This window comes from Macrococcoides caseolyticum, from assembly GCF_002902665.1.
GTDB lineage: Bacteria > Bacillota > Bacilli > Staphylococcales > Staphylococcaceae > Macrococcoides > Macrococcoides caseolyticum.
Map to the genome: position 1 here is coordinate 29,096 of NZ_PPRM01000048.1, position 17,114 is coordinate 46,209.

A 17,114-nucleotide genomic window follows, 5' to 3' on the forward strand; every position below is an offset into this window, starting at 1 on the left:
TAAAGATTACAGTAATTACTTTAACTGAATATATGAAATTATCGTTTTGTGGCTATCATTCACAAAACGATTTTTTTATGGATTTGATACAAATAAGGTATGATAAAGTAAATAAAAATTAAGGAGTATTATTATGCAGATCTTTAGAGTACATCCAGAACATGAAATAAGTGCACGATATTTAGATAATAGACGATTATCAAAGCAAGTACTTGAACTATATCAAATTATTAGAGTGTGTCTCGCAGAGATGAAACTTATTGAAGGAAACACCAGATATTTGCATCATCCAATAGTAAAGCATGTCTATCATGAAGGACAACCATATATTATGGACACGTTCAAAATGCTTGAAGCAATGGATAAAGAACATCGAAGAAGGGGTGGCAAACGTTCTCAAAATTTTAGGGAGGACCTAAAGATATTAGAAAACCAGATAGTGCAGTATGAAACTAAGTTTAACTCATCACCACTCCCCCCAATTTATGTATATGGTGATGATAAATTATATGGTGAGGAAGTTTATGAAGCTTATAAACGACTCCTTGAATTAAAGTGGAAGAATGACACAATCGCACCTAGATGTAATATTATACAATATAAAAGAATAAAGTAAATATAATTTTTTAATTAATCAGAAAATTCATATACTCAAACATACTTTAAAGTGATATAATTAAAAACTAAATTCACAATGAAGGAGTGTATGATTATTAACGCTAAAACGAAATTAACATTTAAAGAGAATATGTTTATCGGTTCAATGCTGTTTGGACTATTCTTCGGGGCTGGAAATTTAATTTTCCCGATTCATTTCGGTCAAACAGCAGGTAGCAATGTATGGCTTACAAACTTAGGATTTCTCATTACTGCGATTGGTTTACCATTCTTAGGTATCATCGCCATTGGTATATCTAAAACAAATGGTGTATTTGATATTTCAAATCGAGTCAACCGTTCATATGCATACATATTCACGATTCTTCTATATTTAGTTATTGGTCCATTATTTGCGTTGCCAAGGCTTGCAACAACGTCGTTTGAAATTGGTTTTTCTTCATACGTGACAGAACAAAACGGAAAATTGTTTTTATTTATTTTTAGTTTATTATTCTTTTTAGTTGCATGGATGTTCTCGCGTAAACCTTCTAAAATATTGGATTATATCGGTAAATTCTTAAATCCTGTCTTTTTATTTCTTTTAGGGGTTTTAATGTTACTTGCATTTATTAAACCGATGGGAAACATTGGAAGCGCACCTATACAGGCTGACTATCAAGCCAACGCCGTACTTAAAGGTTTTATCGATGGCTACAATACATTAGACGCACTCGCTTCACTTGCATTTGGTATTATTATTGTAACGACAATTAAGAAATTAGGGATTACAAACCCTGCACATATTGCGAAAGAAACGGTGAAATCTGGATTTATCAGTATTATTCTTATGGGATTAATCTATACATTACTTGCCCTTATGGGAACGATGAGTTTAGGACAATTTAAAGTGAGTGAGAATGGTGGGATTGCATTAGCTCAAATTGCACACTACTATTTAGGTGATTACGGTATTATTCTATTATCTTTAATCATTATTGTAGCTTGTTTAAAGACAGCAATTGGCTTAATTACAGCATTCTCAGAAACATTTACAGAATTATTCCCGAAACGTAACTATTTAATGTTTGCAACAGTTGTGAGTATCGTTTCATTCGTCATTGCTAATGTAGGATTAACAAAGATAATTACATATTCTATACCAGTATTAATGTTTTTATATCCATTAGCGATCACGCTTATTTTACTGACATTATTCAGTAAGTATTTTAATCATTCACGTACAGTTTATCAATTTACAACGTATTTTACGATGATTGCAGCGTTTGTGGATGGCTTAAAAGCAAGTCCTGAGTTTATTGCGAATACAGCATTCGCAAAAGGGATTGTGAACTTTGGAGATCACTATTTACCGCTTTCATCCATCGGAATGGGATGGGTATTACCGGCAGTAATCGGATTTGTGATCGGATATATTATTTATTTAGTAAGAGGGAAGAATACAGTTACAGAAGCTTAATATTTCACGCAAAACACCTTACAGGAAATCTGTAAGGTGTTTTATCGACTTCGCTTTTAAATTATTAATCACCAATAACAGTAAGTTCAACATCAATAGAGTTTTTCAGTGCTTTAGAATATGGACAGAAATCATGTGCAGTTGCAACGAACTTTTCTGCATCTTCCTGTGGAACTCCATCTAAGCGCACTTCTAAGTTAGCAGCTAATTTGAAACCACCATCTGTTTCATCACTGATTAACATTGCTGTAGCTCTTACTTCTGGATCGACGTTTTTTACACCAGCTTTTTTAAGGATGATTGTTAAAGCACTATTGAAACAAGCACCATAACCAGCAGCAAATAATTGTTCAGGATTAGACTCAGTAGTTGCATTACCACCTAATGCTTTAGGGGAAGCAATATCTAAATAAAATGAATTATCTTCACTAAATACTTTTCCATCACGTCCGCCTTTACTAATTACAGTCGTTTCATATAAAACTTTACTCATAATATTAACCTCTTTTCTTTTTTAATCGTGCACGATTGATGTTTATAATATTAACACGTATAATATTTTAAATCAATAAAAATGTTTTTAATCTTTCGCGATTGAAAGGAGGGATTAGATGAGAGAATTAGGGAGTCATCTATCAAAACAGTTATGTTTTTCATATTATAATGTGAATCGGTTATTTAATCAGTTTTATAAAGAATCATTAAAATCTTTTGGCTTAACATATACACAATACTTAACGCTAGTATCATTATGGGATAAGCCAAGTCAATATTTAAATGAGCTAGGCTCGGAACTAGACTTAGCGAGTAATACATTGACGCCGTTACTTAAACGTTTAGAAGAAAAGGGATATATAATCCGTTTGAAACCCGAGAAGGATAGACGACAGTTAATCGTTCAGCTTACGGATGAGGGTAAAATATTGCAGCAGCAAGTTGAAAGTAGATTACTGGATTGCTTTGCAAATTTTGAAGGATTAGATGAAGATAAAGCTTTAGAGTTGATTGAACAAAATAATCGTATGATTCAGTTATTGCAACAAAAGAAAAAATAATATTTTATATTTAGTCTCATTATAAAAAGGCTTACAGATTACCTAAAAAATTTTTAATAGTAATTCAGTAGAGAACAGTCTGTCCAGGTCAAAATTTGATCTAATGTCATGAGCTCTCAAATGAGTAGATGGAAAAGACTGCAAAATTGCAGTCTTTTTTGCATTTGTCTTGTGAAATTGGGTATATCACAAATAATGAATTAAACATTACCATAACAACGCTGAGAGAGGTAATCGATATGCATAACGGAAATTTATATTGGCCCCATACATATGTGAAAGAAGATTATAATGATAGTTTAGAAGCAGAATATGATGTTGTGATTATCGGTGGAGGGATGAGCGGTGCCCTTTGTGCTTACCGTTTCTCGAAAGCAGGATATCGCACGCTTATTGTTGAACAACACGAAATAGGTAGTGGTAGTAGCGCTGCAAATACAGGATTAATGCAATATATGAGTGATAAACTGCTGCATGAATGTGTTAAAGATTTTGGAGTATTAGAAGCTTATCATTTTTATAAAGCGAGTAAAGAAGGTTTACAAGACATCGGAGAGATTTCAAAGTTACTGCACCCGAATGTTAATTTTATACAAAGGGATAGTTTGTTCTATGCATCTAAGAAAAAACATCGACAAACGATTATAGATGAATACAATGCATTGAAACGCTATGGTTTTCCAGCGGAATATATAACAGATGAACAATTGAAAAAAGAATATGGGATAAATAAGTACAATGCGCTGATTACCCATGAAGATGCCGAGATTAATCCATATATATTTGTTAATGAAATCGTTAAATATGCACATACACATTATAATCTCCATTGTGTAGAGCATTGTGAACTTACTTCTTATAAAGCATATGATGATATTGTTGAATGTGAACTTACAGATAAAAAGGTGTTGGCACAACATCTAATAATGACAACCGGATATGCTAAAAATGAGATTACGAAAAAATATATTCGTAGGGAAGCATTTGTAGCTAGTTATGCTGTAGTAACAAAACCGACTGATATTTGGAAAGATAAAGTGATGATCTGGGAATCTGCCAGACCGTATCTATATATAAGACATGTCCCAGGAAATAGAGTGTTGATTGGTGGTTTAGATGAATCTACAGATAAAACTCCATCGAAGCGACATATTAACAAAAGAGGGAAACAATTAATAAAAGCTTTTAATAAGTTATTTCCTAATATAGAAGTAGAGATGGATTACGCTTATGGTGCACGCTTTGGTGAAACGAAGGATGGTAAACCATTTATCGGCAAGCTAGAAGATAATGCTGAAGTCTATGGTTTGTATGGTTACGGAGGAAATGGGACTGTGTATTCATCTTTCGGCAGCAAGTTGCTACTAGATATGATAGATGGGAAGTACAATCCTCTAAGTGAGATATTTAAAATGAAAAGATAGATAGACTTTTGGTATCAGAACGAAGAATAGCAAGATATTTAAGGAGGAATTCGTATGTATAAAATTGCAATCGCCGGAGCAGGTGCAATGGGTGGTAGAATTGGAACTTATTTAAAGCAAAACGGTGAAGACGTGGTGTTGATTGATCGTTGGCAAGATCACATCGATGAAATCAACAAAAATGGTATGGAAATTCAAACAGAAACTGAAACATATACGCTTGAAATACGAGCGATGCAACCGGAAGAAGTTAAAGAAAAATTTGATTTAATTATATTATTAACGAAAGCAATGTATGCAGATGATATGTTAAAAGCATTAAAAGATATTGGAGCAATTACTGAAAGCACTGCAATTCTTTCGATGATGAATGGATTAGGACATGCAGATTACTTATCGAAGTATGTTCCAAAGTCTCAAATTTTCTTAGCAGTAACGATGTGGACAGCAGGGCTTAGAGGACCTGGTCAATTGTTGCTTGAAGGGAAAGGTGGTATAGAATGTCAACGTTCAGACGGACAGCCTGATGAACGTACTGAAAAGATTGTGCAAGTATTAGATAACGCAGGATTAAATGCCAAGATCAGTGATGATGTATTCTTCTCAATATGGTCTAAAGTAGCTGTAAATAGTGTACTGAATCCTTTATGTACAATCCTTGATAAAACGATTGGAGAGTTTGGTGAATATGAAGGTACACGTGAAATGATAACGCCAATATTAAAAGAACTTGTTGCAGTGGCAAATGCACGTGGTACGAACGTTGTATTTGAAACGTTGCTAGCGAAGATTGAAGCTACTTATCCTAATGAAGCACAGGGATTACATTATCCGTCGATGCATCAAGATCACACGAATAAACGTCTGACTGAAATTGATTATTTAAACGGACAGATTGCTAAATATGGTGATGAGCTAGGTATTGAAACACCTGCAAATGACTTAATTACGCATTTGATTCATCAGTTGGAAATGAAATATACATAACAAAAAGAAGCTTCCTAAATGAACATCACCCTGTCAAGTAGACACTTAAAAAAATAAAACTTAGTTACTCGGCTGCGCTTGTATTAGCGCAGCCATTTTTAATGAAATACGATCGCCATTAAAAAATTTAATATACTTTCTAATCTCTTTTTTAGCTTGATCAAAATCCTCAAAAATATATTTTTTACTTTTAAAAATCTCCGATTTTAATAAACCCCAAAACCCTTCCATTGGACCATTGTCTATGCATCTGCTAACTCTAGACATACTTTGTATCATTTTAGCTTCTTTCAGTTTTTTATTAAAATTTCTACTTGTGTACTGAAACCCTCTATCACTGTGAAAAATAATACCTTCAGTCTCATTTTCTTTTTTAGCTTTATTAAATGTATTAAAAACTAATGGATTATCATTTCTTCGTGAAACTTCATAACTCACAATCTTTTTAGAACCTAAATCATAGATTGCACTAAGGTATACTTTTTTGCCGTTTCTTAATTTGAACTCTGTCACATCTGTTAACCATACTTTATTTGGCTCGTTTTGTTGAAAATCTCTATTTAACACATTTAAAGCAGTTGTTTCTGGAGTACTACGGATGTATTTTTTCTTTTTCTGGCGGATCAAAGCTTTAATATTATATTTTTGAGTGATTCGTTGTACTTTTTTATGGTTAACCTGATATTCAGTAAATAGTCTTAAATAGATATAAATTCTTCTGTAACCGTAAGTACCACCAGACATGTTGTATATTCGAAGAATTTCATTCTTTAAATTTTCATTTTCAATTTCAGTGCTTGGAATTATTCTATTTAACCATTTGTAATAACTTGATCTTGAAATACCTAGAGCGTCACATATCCATTTAATAGGATATCTTTCTTTTAGTTCAGTTACAGTTTTATATGATGCTAATTGTTTAACTTTTGATTCATCAACTGCCTTTCGATTTGTTTTCTCTTTTTTAAAGCTTCATTCTCTAGTTCTAGAAATTGATTTCTTGATTCTAATGCTTTTAATTTCAATTGTTCCTCAGTACTCAATGTTTCTGTAGGTTTTCCTTTTCCACGTCCATCTATAAGTCCTGTTTCACCATGTTCATTATATTTTTTCACCCAGCTATAAACCTGAGAATATTTCACTTTGAAATTCTCAGCAGTACTTTTGTAATCAAATTCGTTACTTATACAATAATTTACGATTTCAATACGCTCTTCTAAAGTAGTTTTTCTAGCTTTCATATTATATACCTCCGGTTTTGGAGAATAAGTTTTATTCTCTTTTCCTTCAGTATACTTTATTACCCACTTACGTATAGTTTCATGAGATGGAATGTTATATTCTGCTGCTAATGTTTGAAATGATTTGCCCTTTTGAATATACTCATTAATAACACTTTTTTTAAATTCTGAGGTATATGAATGATTATTTTTTCTTGATTTAAGAGAGTAAATACCATGTTCTAAGTATCTTCTATATTCAGCTGCGAGTGTAACTTTATTAATATCCAAACCAAACTTATTTATGACACTGCTAAATGAATTTCCGTCTTCATACAAATCGAAGATTTGTTGATATTTATCAAGTGTAATTTTCTTTTTTCTCAAATTAAAAACTCCCTATAAAGTTTTCACTTTTTAAGTGTCTACTTTATAGGGAGCATATCAGTATGCGGATTGTCTTTTTTGTTGTGAGATGGGGGTGCCTATACAATGTGCAACACCATGCAAAGACGCCCAAATCTTGGGCGTCTGCTTTCTATATTAACATTCAATGACTACTTTGCTTTATATCCAAGCATATTGATAATGTCTTTCGGGCTGGAGTAGTCAGGATGATACGCAATTTCGATATCTTTGAAGTCATAGATTGTTAATCCGCCGATCATAGCCGTTGATAGAATATCGATCCTTTTATCGACACCACTTTTTCCAGACGCACTCGCTGATAATATTTTGCCGGTTGATTGTTCGTAGTAAACTGTGATGCTTAGCGGCGAACTGTAAGGCATGTAGCTGGCTTTATGTTTTTGCGTATGGGATACGTGTGCGATATTATCCATTTCAAGTATGAGCATTTCATTGAGTCCTACCGATGCGTACGTGTGGTCAAATAGTCGAAGGATATTGCTGCCGAGTAGTCCTTGAAATGCTTCTTTATCTTTATGGAATAAGTTATGGGCAATGATTGAAGCAGCGCGATGCGTACCCCAGGCAAGTGCAATTGTTGCTTTCTTATCTATATGGCGATAGAACGTTTCTATTGCATCACCGAGTGCATATATAGCTGGATTGCTCGTTTCAAAATAACGATTGACCTTGATATACCCTTTATCATTGAGTTCTATTGCGTCATCAATAAATTTCGTATTCGGTTTTAGACCGAGTGCTGTAATGATGATATCAAATGTATCGGTATCACCTGACTTGAACGTAACAGTGTGCTCATTAATACGCACAACCTCATCTTCTAGTTTTAGATGAATACCGTTATCTTCAAGTACTTGAGGGACCGTATCTGTAATATCTCGACTCATCTGTTTTAAGAAGTGACTGCTGCGATGTACAAGCGTTACATCCAGTCCACGATGCTTTAAGTTTTCTGCCATCTCGAGACTGATATAACCACCTCCAACTACGAGTGCACGCTTCGCATCCATACGTTCAATATACTGATTAATCTTATCTGTATCTTCTAAGTTACGCACCTGGAACACATGATCATGCCTGTATAGGTCTGGTACGATCTGGCTTGCACCAGGAGATAGAATTAAGTAATCATATGTATCGGTGATTGTTTCTTTAGTCTGGTGATTATAAATTTCTATTTTCTTATTATCCGGATATAAACGTGTCACTTCATGGTATGTGTGCACTTGAATATTACGGTTATCATTAAATGTATCCGGAGTTGCCATAACGATGTTATCACGAGAGGCCACCGTTTCTCCGATGTAATATGGTAAACCACAATTTGCATAGCTCATATCACGATCTTTTTCATAGATTGTGATATCAGCATCTGCATCAAGTCTTCTGATTTGAGATGCAACTGTCGCGCCACCTGCAACTGCACCGACTATAATGATTTTCATTATTATACCTCCAGCTTAAAGTATTGAATAAGAAACTTCGCTATCCCATCTTCATTATTTGTGTCAGTAATTTCGTCTGCGATAGATTTAAGCTCATCGATCGCATTGCCCATTGCTACGCCTGTTCCAGCATATTTAATCATTTCATTGTCATTATCCTCATCACCGAATGCTATAACATGTTCTTGTTTAATATTTAAATATTCGTGACAAAGCTTCACGCCGACTGCTTTATTGATTCCTTTCTTAACGATTTCGATGACCGGAAATGGAGCACCCCAGCGACGATGCTCTAATCTATCAGCATAAATTTCATCAAAATGCTTATAGATATTAGGAATCTCAGATTCTTCAGCCTGGATAAGGATGGTTGTAGGAGGTTCTGTAATGTTTTCCAGTAGATTCCCGATCTTGATGACAGGGTTCCCCATACTGAAACCTTCGAATAAATATTCATCATGATAATGTAAGAAAACATTATCTTTAATTTCAGCGACGATATTCTTAATATTAAGATTTGGAATCTTAGAGAAGATGTCTCTTGCTACCTCAAAATCCAAAGTCTCATGAAATGTCTCGAAATTCGTATCGCCTGGGTGATGAACAAATGCGCCGTTGAAATTAACGATTGGTGTATCCAGATCAAGCTGATTATAATAAATTTGACTGGCACGGTATGGACGTCCTGTCGAAATAATAAATTTATGGCCTTGTGCCTGCAGCAGGCGGATGACCTTCTTCGTTAACGGTGTAATCTCCTGCTTGCTATTAAGTAATGTTCCATCTAGATCGAGACAGATTAAATGCTGTTCCATAAAATAACTCCTTTAAATGTATTTCGTTTATATGTATATTAATTTCTGATATAGTAAGTGTATAATAAACTTTGAGGTGATACAAATGGAAGAAGCTATGAAAGACAGTATAATGGGGGCGCTCGAAAACGTTATTGACCCTGAGCTAGGTATTGATATCATTAACTTAGGATTAGTTTACAATGTGGATATGGATGATGATGGCCTGTGCACGGTTGAAATGACATTAACATCTATGGGCTGTCCGATGGGTCCGCAAATTATTGATCAGGTGAAAACAGCATTAGGTGAATTACCTGAGATTAAAGAGACAGAAGTGAATATTGTATGGAATCCAGTATGGAATAAAGATATGATGAGCCGTTATGCTAAGATTGCTTTAGGTGTAAGCTAAGGACGTGACACGAGCGTCTAGACACGAATAAAATCATGAAACGAGGCAGGGATATATGTCCCTGCCTCGTTATTTATTCGATTCTGCATATATTTACTGGACAGTTTTCACAGTTAATTTCATCCTTTAGATAGTCTAGATCTTTAATTGTAATTTTCTTACCATTTGTTTCGATGATATCATTCTGCTTAAGTTCGCTGATGATGCGATTAACGCCTTCTCGCGTTGTGCCTCCGAAGTTTGCCAGTTCATTGTTTGTCAGATCAATATTAAGTTTAGTGCCTTCCTCTGTCTCAACGCCATACGTATTAGTCAGACGAATTAAAGTAGAGTAGACGGCGCCTTTCTTGCCAAGTGTATAAAGGTCGCGCAACTTATACTCCTGTTTTTCATTTTCATTTTGAATAAATAGCAGCCATTCATAGTTTAGTACTTCATCATTAAGGATCGCAGACTCAAATGTGGCTAAATCCATTTTATAGACAGTGGTCTTTGTTTTCGTCTTAGCAAAGAGTGCGTGTTTCTTATTGCCGCAGAACAGGGTGTTCACACCGAACAGGTTACGTCTGCCCAGCAGTTTTAAATTGAATTCCTTGCCATCTTCAAGTACACGATGAATCACGACATTCCCTGATTTTATAACATAGATTGAATCAATTGGATCTTCTGCCTGGAAGATATACTGGTTTGCATCGAAGGTTTCTATCTTTCCTTCTTCCATGATGTAGTTGACGATACTTGTTGCTTCGTGAAATGCAGACTGAACCATTGTTTTCACCTTCTTACGGATCTTTTTCAAATTTGTATTTATTATAACATAACAAATTTCAACTTCTATATACGAACCGTAATATTTGTATTCTGCTATAAAACATTTTATAATAGTATTATAGTCAAAGAAGGTCAAATTGAGGTGAGTGAAGTGAATATAGAACAGATGACATTTAATGTACAGGGTGCATTGGAGCAAGCCCAACATAAAGCGAGAGAAGATAAACTGCAGGCTATTGAAAGTGAGCACGTGCTATTACATTTTGCTGAAACAGCTGATAGTATGCTCGTTACAGTGTTTGAGCGTGCGAATCTGGACATCTCTAGATATAAAGCATTATTACAAGAGGCACTGGACAAGAAACCTCGAGTAGAAGGAGATGTGCAGTATGGCCAGTATATTGCTGGTAATCTCAGCGAGCTGATAAATAGGGCTCAGGCGCTGATGACAGAAATGGATGATCAGTACGTGTCAGCTGAACATATTATTTTAGCTGCTACAGAAGTTCATGAAGTTACACGTAACTTCGTAGGGAATAAGAATGACATTATTAAAGAAATTATAATGAATATAAGAGGGGGAAATCATGTGACAACACAAAATCCAGAAGTTCAGTATGAAGTATTGAAGAAGTATGGACGCGATCTTGTTGAAGAGGTGCGTAATGGTAAGATGGATCCAGTGATTGGTCGTGATGATGAGATTCGCAATACGATTCGTATATTAAGTCGTAAAACGAAGAACAATCCGATATTAATCGGTGAACCGGGTGTCGGTAAGACAGCCATTGTTGAAGGTCTTGCACAGCGTATCGTGAAGCGTGACGTTCCAGACAGTCTATTAGACAAGACAATCTTTGAGCTTGATCTATCCGCACTCGTTGCAGGTGCGAAGTTCCGTGGTGAGTTTGAAGAGCGTTTAAAAGCAGTACTTAAAGAAGTTAAGGAATCTGACGGTAAAATTCTATTGTTTATCGATGAGATTCATATGCTTGTTGGGGCTGGTAAAACGGATGGCGCAATGGATGCAGGCAACATGTTAAAACCGATGCTTGCGCGTGGTGAACTGCATTGTATCGGTGCCACAACGTTAAATGAGTATCGTGAGTATATCGAGAAAGATTCGGCGCTTGAGCGTCGTTTCCAGAAAGTAAATGTAAAAGAGCCGGATCTAGAAGATACGATTTCAATATTACGTGGTTTAAAGGAGCGTTACGAAGTGCATCACGGTGTACGTATACAGGATAATGCACTGGTTGCTGCTGCTGAATTATCAGATCGTTACATTACAGATCGCTTCCTCCCTGATAAAGCGATTGATCTGGTCGATCAGGCCTGTGCAACAATAAGAACGGAAATGGGCTCTAATCCGACAGAGCTTGATGCAGTAAATCGTCGCGTGTTACAGCTAGAGATTGAAGAGAATGCATTGAAGCATGAAAGTGATGCGAAATCAGAGGCAAGACTGCATGAACTGCAAAGAGAGCTTGCAGATGAGAAAGAACGTCAGCAGATGTTAACTGCGAAAGTTGAGAAAGAGAAAGAACAGATCAGCATTGTGCAGACTAAACGTGCAGAACTTGATGATTTTCGTAAGCAGCTGGAAGAAGCCCAAAGCAACTATAATCTGGAAAAAGCATCAGAACTGCAATATGCAAAGATTCCAGCAGTAGAGAAAGAACTTGCTGAACTAGAAGCACAGCTGCACGAGGAAACGAAAGATACAGACCGTCTGATTCGTGAAGTAGTGACAGAAGAAGAAATTGGTTACATTGTGTCACAATGGACAGGTATTCCGGTGAACAAGCTCGTAGAATCAGAGAAAGATAAATTATTACGACTTTCAGATATTCTGCATGAGCGCGTCGTTGGGCAAGATGAAGCAGTTGACTTAGTATCTGATGCGGTCATTCGTGCGCGCGCAGGGATAAAGGATCCCAACCGTCCGATTGGTAGTTTCTTATTCTTAGGACCAACCGGTGTCGGTAAGACTGAACTTGCGAAAGCATTAGCAAGCACATTGTTTGATTCAGAGAAACATATGGTAAGAATCGATATGAGTGAATATATGGAGAAACATTCTGTGAGCAGATTAATCGGTGCACCTCCTGGTTATGTAGGGCATGAGGAAGGTGGCCAGCTGACTGAAGCAGTGCGCAGAAATCCATATACAGTTCTGTTACTCGATGAGATTGAAAAGGCGCATAGTGATGTATTTAACGTGCTGCTGCAATTACTTGATGAAGGTCGATTAACAGATTCACGTGGACGCAACGTCGATTTCAAGAATACGATTGTCATTATGACAAGTAACATCGGGTCACAATACTTATTGGATGGCATCGACAATGGCGAAATTACCGAGGATGCAAGAAATAATGTTATGGCTGCACTTCATCAGTACTTTAAGCCTGAGATACTGAACCGTATGGATGATATCATTATGTTTAAACCATTATCTAGAGATGATATGACATTTATCGTCGATAAGATTATAAATCAGCTCAATGTCAGACTGATTGGTAATGGTGTACGCGTCCATCTAACAGACGCAGTGAAAACATGGATTGCTGATACAGCGTATGAACCACAGTTTGGTGCACGACCATTGAAACGTTTCGTTCAGAAGGAAATTGAGACGCCGCTTGCAAAATTACTGATAAAAGAAGATTATGCGGAAGGTACGGAAATTACTGTAGATAGAGTTGATGGTGAAGTTGTATTCCTGTAACGCGATATAAAGAAAGTACCAGATGATTTATCATCTGGTACTTTCTTCAGTTAATATTAATGTTCTTCGTGATGGGGTGTCGGTTCATTCGGAATAATATGTGCAATAATAATTGCAAGAATACCGAAAATGACGCCCATAATTGATGCAAATGGTAAGTTAAGCTCTTGTCCGCCACCGAGACTCATTAAAACGAAGTTAATCATTTGAACAAGAATGAAAGCCCACACAAATGTGAAAATATAGTTCATAATATTTCTCCCCCAACTTTATTCTATATAGTTTATTATAAAAGAGTAGCATAAAAAAGTATACCTTATTTTAGAAAGGAAATATTATGAATTATAAAGTAATCTCCTTAGCAACGCTCTGCGCACTTATTGTCCTATGTATCTATTCTTTTATTCCGAAACATCAGGAGATTAGGAGTGTCGCTTATTTATCGAAAGAATCAGTTCATGACCAGACATGGGGCACAGAAGGGTATAAAGGTATATTAAATATTATCCAGACGTATGATGCGAACTTCTTTATCCAGGAGAATCTAAAGTCGGATAAGGCCGTAATGGATACAATTCGTCAATTTGCTGAGCGCGATGTCAATATTATATACGGGCAAAGTTCTGAATTTGAAGACATGTTTAATCAGGCCGCAGTAAAGTATCCGAAGATGCATTTTGTCTTTTTAAATGGTGAGAGTCGTGCCAAAAATGTATCTTCATTAAATATAGAAGGATATGCCATGGGATTTTTCGGAGGAATGCTCGCAGCACATGAGTCTAAAACGAAGGTGCTTGGCATTGTCGGGGCATTTAAAGGACAGCCAGAGATAGATGGATTTATAGATGGCGCCCATTATGAAGAGAAATCTGCTAAAGTTAGAACAAAGTATATAAAGACATGGGGATATAATGGGGATGCACAAGCATGTACGATAGAGTTGATTGATAAGGAACATGCAGATGTGATCTATCCAGCAGCAGACGGGACAAATCGAGATGTAATGGAGATTGTTAAAGCCCGTAATAAGAAGGCTATCGGTTATATCTCTGATCAAAGTTACTTAGGAGACTTTGTTATCGGTAGTACGACGCAGAATATATCGAAATTATATTCAGATATTGCTGACGATTACTATGAACAAAGGCTTAAAGGCGGCACCCAAAAATACGGAATGAAGAACAACATCACTGATCTTAAGATATCGAAATCTGTAGATGAAGTGTATGTTAAGAAGCTCAAATCGGATATACAGAGATTTAAAGTGACAGGCATTCTTCCGAATAAGAAACTACCCCCGACATATCAGGAGAGTGCGTATCTGATTAAAACAACCTAAAAAACACTTCTTTATATTGAAGTGTTTTTTATTATGTGATAAATTAGTACCAGATACTAAAACTTGATATAAGTAGGTGCTGTAATGAATGCAGGGATTATAGGGATTGGAACATATGTACCTGAAACAATTATAGATAATCATTATTTTGAAAACTATCTCGAAACAACAGATGAATGGATTGTATCGCGTACAGGCATCAAGGAAAGAAGGTTCGCAGATCAAGACATGGATGTCAGTGATATGGCATACTATGCTGCGCTACAGGCGATTGAAGATGCAGCGATTAAACCGGAGGACATTGATCTGATTCTTGTTGCAACGTCAACAGGAGACCATCACTTTCCCTCGGTAGCCTGTCAGCTGCAGCATCGTTTAAAATTGAGCAAAGTGCCGGCAATGGATCAGCTTGCAGCATGTACGGGATTTATCTATTCCCTTATAACGGCACAGCAGTTCATCTTATCAGGAAATTACCGTAATATTCTTGTTGTAGGTGCAGATAAACTTTCGAAAATTACCAATATGGAGGACCGTAATACTGCAGTGCTCTTTGGTGATGGTGCAGGTGCAGTGATTGTCAGTCAGGTCAGTGATAATTATGGTATTCAGGCTTATAGCTGGGGAAGTGACGGTAGCGGTGCATTTCATCTCTATGATGATAAGGCATCCGGATACCTAAAGATGAATGGGCGTGAAGTATTTAAGTTTGCGGTGCGTATTCTTGAAGAACAGTCACAACTTGTTATGGATAAGGCCGGACTTCATGCGCAGGATATTGATATGCTGATTCCACATCAGGCGAACACAAGAATCATTGAATCAGCGAGAGAACGCCTTGGACTCTCCGCTTCACAAGTGAGTACAACGCTCGACAAGTATGGTAATACTTCAGCGGCAAGTATTCCATTATCTATTGCATATGAATATCAAAACGGTAAAATAAAAAATGGAGATCAACTCATATTAACCGGATTTGGTGGTGGCCTGACATTCGGCGCAATCGCATTGATATGGGGACAGGAGGAAAAAAGATGAGAAGAGTTGTAATAACAGGTATGGGTGCTTTGACACCGATCGGTAACGATGTACAGACAACATTTAACAATGCATTAAACGGTGTCAATGGTATCGATACGATTACGCGTATTGATACGAGTGATATGAATGTGAAAGTGGCTGGAGAACTGAAAGACTTCAATGTTGAAGACTATATAGATAAGAAAGAAGCCCGTAGAATGGATCGCTTTACACAATATGCGGTTGTCGCTGCAAATGAAGCGCTTAAAGATTCCAAGCTGCAGATTGATGATGACAACAGCAATCGTGTTGGTGTCTGGATTGGTTCTGGAATTGGTGGGATGGAAACATTTGAGCTTGCACATACTGCGATGACAGAGAAAGGACCTAGACGTGTAAGCCCGTTCTTCGTTCCGATGCTGATACCTGATATGGCAGCAGGACAGGTATCAATTGCACTTGGTGCTAAAGGGCCGAATGGCTGTACAGTGACAGCATGTGCTACAGGAACAAACTCTATCGGTGATGCCATGCGTATTATACAGTATGGCGATGCGGATGTAATGTTTGCAGGAGGTGCTGAAGCGCCCATTACACGTATGAGCTTAGCAGGATTCAGTGCGAATAAAGCATTAAGTACGAACGATGATCCACATACAGCATGCAGGCCATTCCAGGAAGGACGCGATGGTTTCATTATGGGTGAAGGCGCAGGTGTCGTTGTCCTGGAAGAACTGGAACACGCATTAGCACGTGGAGCACATATTTATGCAGAAGTCGTGGGCTACGGGAATAACGGTGATGCCCATCATATTACAGCACCCGCGCCAAATGGTGAAGGTGGCACACGTACGATGAACATGGCACTGAAAGACGCTGGGATAACACCGAGTGATGTGGGATACTTGAACGCCCATGGAACGAGTACACCCATCGGCGATTTATATGAGACGATGGCAATCAAAGCAACATTCGGTGAATCAGCGAAAGATCTACTTGTGTCATCAACTAAATCGATGACAGGGCATCTACTCGGCGCAACAGGCGCTGTTGAGACGATTATTACAGCTCTTGCATTACAGACAGGCCAGATTCCTCCAACGATACATCAAGATACACCTGATGCGGAACTGGATCTAAATTATGTTCCAGAAAAAGCAGTGACAAAGGACATCGAATACGCCATGACAAACAGCCTTGGATTCGGTGGACATAATGCAGTACTAGTGTTGAAGAAATATAACGATATAACTTTATTATAGTAGTGGAATATACCACTACTATTTTTTTTTGCAATATGTGAGAAATATAAGAGCGTCGATTGTAAAATTAAGCTAGACAACTAAAAAAGCCTTCTGTGCTAAACTCAATATGTATTTCCGACCAAAGAAAACATAAGGAGTTAGT

General features: G+C 36.9%; 16 protein-coding genes. 10 read left to right on the forward strand and 6 right to left on the reverse strand.

Features of this window, described 5'->3' with window-relative positions:
* Nucleotides 1–133 precede the first annotated feature (133 nt).
* Both CD152_RS07480 and brnQ read left to right on the forward strand, forming a co-directional pair.
* Nucleotides 134–616 carry a pyrimidine dimer DNA glycosylase/endonuclease V gene (locus CD152_RS07480; RefSeq protein WP_101141256.1) on the forward strand — a complete coding sequence of 161 codons (483 nt, stop codon included), beginning with the start codon at nucleotides 134–136 and terminating at the stop codon, nucleotides 614–616.
* Nucleotides 617–706: 90 nt separating this feature from the next.
* Nucleotides 707–2,077 (forward strand): branched-chain amino acid transport system II carrier protein, encoded by a 1,371-nt coding sequence (gene brnQ, locus CD152_RS07485; protein WP_103214585.1) that lies wholly within the window; start codon nucleotides 707–709, stop codon nucleotides 2,075–2,077.
* A gap of 64 nt (nucleotides 2,078–2,141) precedes the next feature.
* On the opposite strand, the gene CD152_RS07490 is transcribed toward brnQ, so the two are convergent.
* The gene (locus tag CD152_RS07490) at nucleotides 2,142–2,570 is read right to left on the reverse strand and encodes an organic hydroperoxide resistance protein (RefSeq protein ID WP_012655962.1); all 429 of its coding nucleotides are present in this window, start codon (nucleotides 2,568–2,570) and stop codon (nucleotides 2,142–2,144) included.
* Between the two features lie 118 nt (nucleotides 2,571–2,688).
* On the opposite strand from CD152_RS07490, the gene CD152_RS07495 reads away from it, so the two are divergent.
* The 3 genes from CD152_RS07495 (at nucleotide 2,689) to CD152_RS07505 (ending at nucleotide 5,543) form a co-directional block, all read left to right on the forward strand.
* Complete coding sequence (locus tag CD152_RS07495; protein ID WP_012655963.1) at nucleotides 2,689–3,132, forward strand: MarR family winged helix-turn-helix transcriptional regulator; 444 nt, start codon at nucleotides 2,689–2,691, stop codon at nucleotides 3,130–3,132.
* Nucleotides 3,133–3,371: 239 nt separating this feature from the next.
* Nucleotides 3,372–4,556: an NAD(P)/FAD-dependent oxidoreductase gene (locus CD152_RS07500; RefSeq protein WP_157820935.1), complete on the forward strand. Its 1,185-nt coding sequence runs from the start codon at nucleotides 3,372–3,374 to the stop codon at nucleotides 4,554–4,556.
* Between the two features lie 54 nt (nucleotides 4,557–4,610).
* Nucleotides 4,611–5,543 carry a ketopantoate reductase family protein gene (locus CD152_RS07505; protein ID WP_101141250.1) on the forward strand — a complete coding sequence of 311 codons (933 nt, stop codon included), beginning with the start codon at nucleotides 4,611–4,613 and terminating at the stop codon, nucleotides 5,541–5,543.
* 60 nt (nucleotides 5,544–5,603) lie between these two features.
* On the opposite strand, the gene CD152_RS07510 is transcribed toward CD152_RS07505, so the two are convergent.
* From CD152_RS07510 to CD152_RS07520, 3 genes are all read right to left on the reverse strand, one after another.
* Nucleotides 5,604–7,150 (reverse strand): IS3 family transposase gene (locus CD152_RS07510; RefSeq protein ID WP_232237437.1). Its coding sequence is split into 2 segments (ribosomal slippage): nucleotides 5,604–6,479 and nucleotides 6,482–7,150, totalling 1,545 coding nucleotides; the frame shifts between segments, so codons are not numbered across the junction.
* Nucleotides 7,151–7,320: 170 nt separating this feature from the next.
* The gene (locus CD152_RS07515) at nucleotides 7,321–8,640 is read right to left on the reverse strand and encodes a CoA-disulfide reductase (protein ID WP_165980825.1); all 1,320 of its coding nucleotides are present in this window, start codon (nucleotides 8,638–8,640) and stop codon (nucleotides 7,321–7,323) included.
* Complete coding sequence (locus CD152_RS07520) at nucleotides 8,640–9,452, reverse strand: Cof-type HAD-IIB family hydrolase (protein WP_012656506.1); 813 nt, start codon at nucleotides 9,450–9,452, stop codon at nucleotides 8,640–8,642. Before CD152_RS07520 ends, CD152_RS07515 begins: the two co-directional genes overlap by 1 nt.
* A gap of 85 nt (nucleotides 9,453–9,537) precedes the next feature.
* On the opposite strand from CD152_RS07520, the gene CD152_RS07525 reads away from it, so the two are divergent.
* Nucleotides 9,538–9,846, forward strand: a complete 309-nt coding sequence (locus CD152_RS07525; protein WP_086038385.1) for a metal-sulfur cluster assembly factor — start codon at nucleotides 9,538–9,540, stop codon at nucleotides 9,844–9,846.
* A gap of 73 nt (nucleotides 9,847–9,919) precedes the next feature.
* Here CD152_RS07525 and CD152_RS07530 read toward each other — a convergent pair whose 3' ends face one another.
* Nucleotides 9,920–10,615, reverse strand: a complete 696-nt coding sequence (locus tag CD152_RS07530; RefSeq protein ID WP_086038386.1) for a Crp/Fnr family transcriptional regulator — start codon at nucleotides 10,613–10,615, stop codon at nucleotides 9,920–9,922.
* Nucleotides 10,616–10,768: 153 nt separating this feature from the next.
* Here CD152_RS07530 and clpB point away from each other — a divergent pair, with 153 nt between their 5' ends.
* Nucleotides 10,769–13,348, forward strand: coding sequence for an ATP-dependent chaperone ClpB (gene clpB / locus CD152_RS07535; protein WP_103214586.1), 2,580 nt, complete (start codon nucleotides 10,769–10,771; stop codon nucleotides 13,346–13,348).
* Nucleotides 13,349–13,404: 56 nt separating this feature from the next.
* On the opposite strand, the gene CD152_RS07540 is transcribed toward clpB, so the two are convergent.
* Nucleotides 13,405–13,599, reverse strand: coding sequence for a DUF2929 family protein (locus CD152_RS07540; RefSeq protein ID WP_101035158.1), 195 nt, complete (start codon nucleotides 13,597–13,599; stop codon nucleotides 13,405–13,407).
* An 86-nt stretch (nucleotides 13,600–13,685) separates the two neighbouring features.
* Between CD152_RS07540 and CD152_RS07545 the strand changes: the two genes are divergently transcribed.
* The 3 genes from CD152_RS07545 to fabF all read left to right on the forward strand — a co-directional run bounded on the left by CD152_RS07545 (nucleotide 13,686) and on the right by fabF (nucleotide 16,969).
* Nucleotides 13,686–14,687 (forward strand): BMP family ABC transporter substrate-binding protein, encoded by a 1,002-nt coding sequence (locus CD152_RS07545; protein ID WP_103214587.1) that lies wholly within the window; start codon nucleotides 13,686–13,688, stop codon nucleotides 14,685–14,687.
* 84 nt (nucleotides 14,688–14,771) lie between these two features.
* A complete protein-coding gene (locus CD152_RS07550) occupies nucleotides 14,772–15,725 on the forward strand; it encodes a beta-ketoacyl-ACP synthase III (RefSeq protein ID WP_101035160.1) in 954 nt (317 codons plus the stop codon).
* Nucleotides 15,701–16,969: a beta-ketoacyl-ACP synthase II gene (gene fabF, locus CD152_RS07555; RefSeq protein ID WP_169926175.1), complete on the forward strand. Its 1,269-nt coding sequence runs from the start codon at nucleotides 15,701–15,703 to the stop codon at nucleotides 16,967–16,969. Before CD152_RS07550 ends, fabF begins: the two co-directional genes overlap by 25 nt.
* Nucleotides 16,970–17,114 lie beyond the last annotated feature (145 nt).